General features: G+C 63.1%; 4 protein-coding genes. 3 read left to right on the top strand and 1 reads right to left on the bottom strand.

The annotated features are described in order from the left end of the window. The first annotated feature begins 512 nt into the window (after positions 1 to 512). The 3 genes from Q7A36_RS37710 (at position 513) to Q7A36_RS37720 (ending at position 5,874) form a co-directional block, all read left to right on the top strand. Complete coding sequence (locus Q7A36_RS37710) at positions 513 to 1,124, top strand: DUF2760 domain-containing protein (RefSeq protein ID WP_305108938.1); 612 nt, start codon at positions 513 to 515, stop codon at positions 1,122 to 1,124. Between the two features lie 73 nt (positions 1,125 to 1,197). Beyond that, entirely contained in the window at positions 1,198 to 3,033 is a 1,836-nt protein-coding gene (locus tag Q7A36_RS37715; protein WP_305108939.1) for an Hsp70 family protein, read from the top strand. Positions 3,034 to 3,069: 36 nt separating this feature from the next. Then, complete coding sequence (locus tag Q7A36_RS37720; RefSeq protein ID WP_305108940.1) at positions 3,070 to 5,874, top strand: hsp70 family protein; 2,805 nt, start codon at positions 3,070 to 3,072, stop codon at positions 5,872 to 5,874. A 420-nt stretch (positions 5,875 to 6,294) separates the two neighbouring features. Here the strand turns inward: Q7A36_RS37720 and Q7A36_RS37725 are convergent. Continuing rightward, positions 6,295 to 6,594: hypothetical protein (locus tag Q7A36_RS37725; RefSeq protein ID WP_305108941.1), on the bottom strand; the 300-nt coding region annotated here is incomplete at its 5' end.

A 6,594-nucleotide genomic window follows, 5' to 3' on the forward strand; every position in this document is an offset into this window, starting at 1 on the left:
CCCCAACTGCCTCGCAAGCCGCAGCGCGGTCATGACGTTGGCGCCGGTCCAAGTGCCGCAGAACAGGCCCTCCTCTGGCGCCAACCGGAGCGCCATTGCCTTCGCCTCGGCTGTCGAGACGTGCTCGATCGGATTTATGCCGGTGCCCCAGGTCGGCTGATGCATGCAGCGCGCTGGCCAGTGCAACTGTGAAAGCTGGTGACGGCACCGGGGATTGTCTGCACCTCGCGCACGACCTGGCGCACCGCGCCGGCATTTGTGCCCTCGGGGATGGTGACCGTATCGGCCAGGCCGCCGAAGCGGGCTGCCACGCACTCCTGCCCCACCATCACCGACGGGTAGCCTGATTATCCGGAGGGCGGCGATGACTGAGGCCGAGACCTGGCAGGACAGGGCAGCCGGCACCGGCCGGACGTCCCTATCTTGAGGCCTTAACCTGCCGCGTTTGCCAGGACTAGCTTAGCGTCTGCTGACTCCTGCAAGCAGCGGTGCGTTCACAAGGGGTGTCCGAGATGAGGGTGGTCTTGATTGTTGCGGCAGTGCTCCTGGTGGGAATGAGCGGCGCGGCATTGATGCCCCCCGCGGAGCCCATCCAGCCGTACCTGTCAGGAGCCACCCTCGGGCTTGCGATTCTGGTGTTGATTGGGCTGTTCATGCAACGGCGTGAGAACGCAGTCCCGGCAAAGCCCGCAGTCGAACCCGCCCGACCAGCGCTGGGACAGTCTGAAGCGAGCGGTGCAGATGCCGAAATCGTCCAATTCCTTGCGGTTCTTCAGGAGAAGGGGCGACTGGTCGATTTCCTGATGGACGACATCAATGCCTACAATGATGCCCAGGTCGGGGCAGCCGCCCGAGTGGTTCATATGGGATGTAAGGGCGTCTTGCAGGAATATTTTCGGGTTTATCCTATACGAACAGAGCAAGAAGGGTCGACGGTTCAGGTTCCCGCCGGATACTCCGCCGACGAATATCGGTTGATTGGCAGGGTTGCGGGAGCAGCGCCTTTCTCCGGGGTACTTGTCCATCGAGGCTGGAGGACGGATATGGTGAAGCTTCCCGAGTTGCTCCGCCGCGCTACCGACCGGCTACCCGCCATCGCTCCCGCAGAAGTGGAGCTCAAATAGCGGCCTCCGACGTTTCGGAGAGACACAGCAGGCTTCGTCAGTTGGATCGAAAACCACCAGGGCACCAGCGTCCATGAAGGCTCGCTTCAGTCTCGGCATTGACCTCGGCACCAGCAATTGTGCAATGGCGCTGACCGATCTGGAAACCGATCGGACCGAAGTTCTGCCGATCCCCCAAATCTTGGCGGCCAACCAGTTGGGCGAGAAGCCAACTTTAGCGTCTGCGATTTACCTGCCGCATCCCGAGGAATTCCCGCAGGGATCGTTCCGCCCGCCTTGGAGCGCTGGCGAAACCTCGGGGATTATTGGGCAATTCGCCCGGGACCATGGCGCCCTCGTGCCGGATCGCTTAACGACCTCCGCCAAATCCTGGTTGTCCAACCCACACGTTGATCCGAAGCAGCGCACGCTGCCCTGGCGGTCAGACAGTGTGGAACAGAAGCTTTCGCCTTTCGAGTGCTCACGCTGTTACCTGCAGCATCTCAAGGACGCTTTCCTCCACACCGTAAACGCCCAGGGCAGGCAGTGGGAACTCGCCGATGGCCAGATCGTCGTGACCGTCCCCGCCTCCTTTGACGAGGTGGCGCGCAGCCTCACGGCCGAAGCGGCCGAGGCCGCCGGGCTAGGCTACGTTACGTTGCTGGAGGAACCGCAGGCTGCCTTTTACGCGTGGTCCGCGCGGGCCGGCCGGCAATGGCGCGATGCGGTGGCACCTGGCGACATCATCCTGGTGTGCGATGTGGGCGGCGGCACCGCCGACTTCAGCTTGATTGCGGTGACCGATGTCGGCGGCAATCTGGAGTTGGAGCGTATCAGCGTCGGCGAACACATCCTCCTCGGTGGCGACAACATGGATCTCGCCCTCGCCTACACGCTTCAGGCCAGATTGGAAGCCGAAGGCAAAGCGTTAGATGCCTGGCAGTTCCTGGCGCTCGTGCATGCGGCATCGCACGCGAAGATCACCTTGTTCGAAGACACTACTTTGGCGGAGGCGCCGATCGCGATTCCGTCGCGCGGTTCCAGTCTGTTTGCCAAGACGATTGCCATCGCACTCGATCGCACCTTGCTCTCGCAGGTCATCCTCGACGGCTTCTTTGCGCAGACCGCGATAGACGATCTCCCGCGCGAAGCGCGTCGGACAGGGTTACAGGAATTCGGCCTGCCCTACGCATCTGATCCGGTGATCAGTAAGCATCTGGCCCGCTTTCTCACGCGCAGCTTGCAGAATGTAAAAGCGAGCGACAAGTTGCACGCATTGGTTGGATCGCGGGCCGGAGGGCAAGCGCTCATGCCCACGGCCGTATTGTTCAATGGCGGCGTGTTCAAGGCCGAGCCGATCCGTGCCCGGGTATTGGACCTGCTGGCATCCTGGAATGGCGGACAAGCGGTTCGGGAACTCGAGGGGTTTGAGCCAGATCTCGCGGTCGCACAAGGCGCCGCCCTCTACGGCCGGCACCGCGCGACTGGCAAAGGCATGCGCATCAAGGCCGGCACCTCGCGTTCGTACTACATCGGTCTTAAAGCGTCGATGCCGGCGGTTCCCGGGTTCCGTCCACCGGTCAAGGCGCTCTGCGTCGTGCCGCAGGGCATGCAGGAGGGAACCGAACTGCTGATTGAGGGGCGCACGTTCGGTCTTGTGACCGGCGAGGCGGCAGAGTTCCGCTTCTTCTCTTCCGCTGTACGAAGCGGCGACATACCTGGGCAGATCCTACCCGACGCCGAACGTGAACTGGAGGAAACCAGTCTGTTGGAAGTCGAGCTTCCGGCGTTACCCGATGTTTCCTCAGGGCAGGTCGTGCCGGTGCGAATCGAAGCCGTCGTCACGGAGCTCGGCACGCTCGAACTCTGGATGAAACATACCAACTCGGACCGGAAATGGAAAATTGAGTTCCAAGTCCGCACGGAATAGCGCTCGCCCTCGGTTGCGCGACGCGCTGCCTCAGCGATGACGACCCGCTATTCCATCGGCATTGATCTCGGCACGACCAACTCCGCCCTGGCGTACGTCCCGCTCGTCGGCAGTGAGCCCGCCGGAGCTCTCGCCATACCGCAGTGGGAAACCCCCGGCACGCTTGTCGAGGCGCCGACGCTGCCCTCGTTCCTGTATCTGCCGGAAGACGCGCTGACCGCCCAACTCGGCGGGAGGGCTACGGAAACCCAAGGATGGATTGCCGGCCGCCTCGCCCGCCGCAGGGCGGGCGAGGCGGCCGGCCGGGTCGCCCGGTCGGCAAAGTCCTGGCTGTGTCACCACACGGCCGACCGGTCGGCGGCGATTCTGCCCTGGGGATCGGAGGAACTTGCGCCAGCGCAAAAGATCTCACCCGTTCGCGCCGCCGCATTCATCCTGAACCATCTGCGGGGCGCTTGGGACAGCCACTTCGCCCAATCCGGTTGTGCGTTCGATGACCAGGATATCACCATCACGGTTCCCGCCTCATTCGACGCGGCCGCACAGCGACTGACCCTGAATGCCGCTGAAGAAGCCGGATTCCCCAGCGGCATACGGCTGCTCGAGGAGCCGCAGGCAGCCTTCTACTGCTGGCTGGAACAGTACAGCGCGACCGACCCGATGTGGGAACGGCTGGCGACGCACGCTGCCGAGCTGCAACACGTCCTAGTCGTAGATATTGGCGGAGGCACCTCGGATTTCAGCTTGTTCGAGCTGCGGCCCGGTCCGTTGAGCGTGATGCCCGACATAAGGCGCGTTGCTGTCAGCGAACACATTTTGCTCGGCGGCGACAATATCGATCTGGCCCTCGCCGTCCTGCTTGAACCGCGGCTTATGGGAGAGCGTGGTCAGATTTCCGGCCCGCGCTGGGATCACCTCGTCGCGTCATGTCGCCATCTCAAGGAGCAGGCGCTTTCGGGTAGCACTTCGGCAAACGAGCAGCTCACGGTGGCGCTCCCGGGCAGGGGAGCCAGCCTTGTGGCCGGAACACAGGCTGTGACACTGGCGCGCGACGAGGTCGTGCGGCTGGTACTGGATGGCTTCTTTCCTGCTTGCGAAGCGCGCGCGCGGCCCTATCGCACCCAGGCAGGTTTACGTGATTGGGGACTTCCCTACGCTACCGACGGTGCGGTGACGCGCCATCTGGCCGATTTTCTTAAGGGCCGACCACGCGTGGATTTTGTGTTGTTCAATGGCGGTACGCTCCAACCTGCACTCGTGCGCCAGCGCCTGCTCGAACAAGTCGCAACATGGCAAGGCGGTATTCGTCCGACGGAACTGGAGAATTCCGAGCCCGACCTCGCTGTCGCGCGTGGCGCGGCACGATTTGGCAAGCTGCTGCGCGGCCACTCCGGTCGCATCGCGGCGGGCGCTGCCCGCGCGGTGTTCCTCCAGGTGCAGACGGCACAGGCGGCGACACATCAGACTGTTCCGCCTGCTCTGATTTGCGTGTTACCTCGCAACGCGCCGCCGGAGCACACCTTCGAAGTCAATCTGCCGGGGCTTGAAGTGCGCACCGGCCAGATGGTCAACTTCCAGGCCTGTTCCTCGACCCGCCATGGCCGCTGCCAAGTGGGAGATGTTCTGCCTTGGGACGCAGAAGCCTTTCACGCGCTGCCACCTCTGCAAACGGTCATCAACACAGGCAGTGAGCCTGGTGTCGGGTCAGGCCGGACCGTGCCCGTTCGTCTGGCAGCAAAGATGAATTCGCTGGGACTGCTGCAGATCTCCTGTGTCAGCACAGACCCGCTGACACCGCGGTCCTGGCCGCTCGAATGGAATCTCCGCCCACATGAGCATGACCGCGAGGCTGCGCTTGGTTGGCCGGCTTCAATGCCCATACAGCCAAATGCCACGGCCGAGGCTCAGCAAGCTGCGCGGGATCTGATCTTGACGACGTTCGCACGGCCGACGGCGAGATCCGGCAGGCTGACCGCCAATGGAGTCCTAGGACATCTGGAACGCATTGTCGGATTGCCTCGGCATGAGTGGAATGCCGCTCTATTGCGCAATCTTTGGCCGGGCCTGAACGAACGGATGAACGGCCGGAAGCTTTCAGTCGAGCATGAGGAGGCCTGGCTCACCTTGGCCGGATTCATGCTGCGTCCAGGTTTTGGGTTTGCGCATGACGCGCTTCGCATGGATGAACTATGGCGGCTGCGTGATGCAGGACTCTGCTTTCCCGGGAAACGCAGCAGGACTCAGGCACATATTCTCTGGCGTCGGGTGGCAGGCGGGCTCACGGCTGAACGACAGGCGATGCTCTTGGCGGGTGAGCTCGATAGCATCCTCGCGGGGAAAGCTGCGCCTGAGCTTGTACGCCTCTCGGGCTCGCTCGAACGTCTGCCCCGAGAGACGAAGACGGATCTGATCGAGACGTTCATTGCACAGGTGCTGAAGCGGGTAGAGGCGAAGCAGCATTGCACGCCGTACCTGGCCGCCCTTGGCTTTCTGTTGAACCGGGTTCCGATCTACAGCGGACCGGAGACCGTCCTGCCGCCGGAGTTCGTCGCGCGCGCTTACACGGCATTCGAAGATCTTGACTGGATTGAACCCGAACTGGTGGAGTTGCAGAACCTATTCCTCAGGGCGGCGCGCGTCGTGGACGACCGAAACCTGGATGTCCCCAAATCGCTCCGAGATCGGATCGCTTACCGTCTGGAAGCCGCCGGTGTGACGCGCGCATGCACCGCAACGGTCAGGGCGTTCACGCCGGTTGGGCGGATTGACCGCACTGCCCTATATGGCGAGGCGTTGCCCGCAGGCTTGGTGCTCGGTGCCGACCCGGACTTCGAGCGATAAAGGCGCTGCGATTGTGGTTTTCCTCGAGCCAGGCTCGGCACCAATCCTGATGCAGCAGCGTCCCGCGGCGGCATGTTGCGAAGAAGTCGCGATGTGGCGGTCGACGGACGCTGTCGGAGTAGCCGGCGGCCTGGACCGGAACGGCGAGAACCCGGCGTCGCCGTAGCTGGTGAGTCCCGTTCGAAAGTGCTTCGTCATGGCGTGCTTCCTGCTGCTCGTCCGCCGCTCCTGGTCAGGCTCCGAAGTCGCCGAACGTTCACGCCGACCTACAGTCTCCGCAGGACGACGCTATTCGCCCCGACGATCGCTCGGCCAGCGCTTGGGATTGGCTTCAGCGGTGAGCACCAACGTTTCCGGCATTACCGAGACGGACCGGATCTGGCAGGAACGGGTTGCGGCAGTCGAATATCGAACACTGAACTACAAGGCTGTGAGCCGTTCGAGGAAGCGTGGTTTGCGTGCATGCCGGTCCCGTATCGCTGCCATGCGCTCCGCAAAGTCTGCGGAAGTATTGCGCTGCTCAGCAAGCATCTTGAGATCGAGAAGCAGAGCAAGCGCTCTATCGTAACCCGAGGCATTACGGCGCTCAATCTCGAGCTCGACCTCCTGCCAGACGGCCTCGCCTTGGCGCGCGAGTGCATTGAGCCGCACTTGGCGTGCCTTCTCGGCCACTTTCGCCTCCCGCGCCTTCGCCATTGTTGCACGCGCGGCTGCCGCTTG

The sequence above is a fragment of the Paracraurococcus lichenis genome (genome assembly GCF_030657435.1).
In the GTDB taxonomy this organism is placed as follows: domain Bacteria; phylum Pseudomonadota; class Alphaproteobacteria; order Acetobacterales; family Acetobacteraceae; genus Paracraurococcus; species Paracraurococcus lichenis.

Excerpts from the sequence above, each read along its gene's own strand:
- Q7A36_RS37710 (WP_305108938.1), top strand. The coding sequence starts at position 513 with ATGAGGGTGGTCTTGATTGTTGCGGCAGTGCTCCTGGTGGGAATGAGC.
- Q7A36_RS37715 (WP_305108939.1), top strand. The coding sequence starts at position 1,198 with ATGAAGGCTCGCTTCAGTCTCGGCATTGACCTCGGCACCAGCAATTGT.
- Q7A36_RS37720 (WP_305108940.1), top strand. The coding sequence starts at position 3,070 with ATGACGACCCGCTATTCCATCGGCATTGATCTCGGCACGACCAACTCC.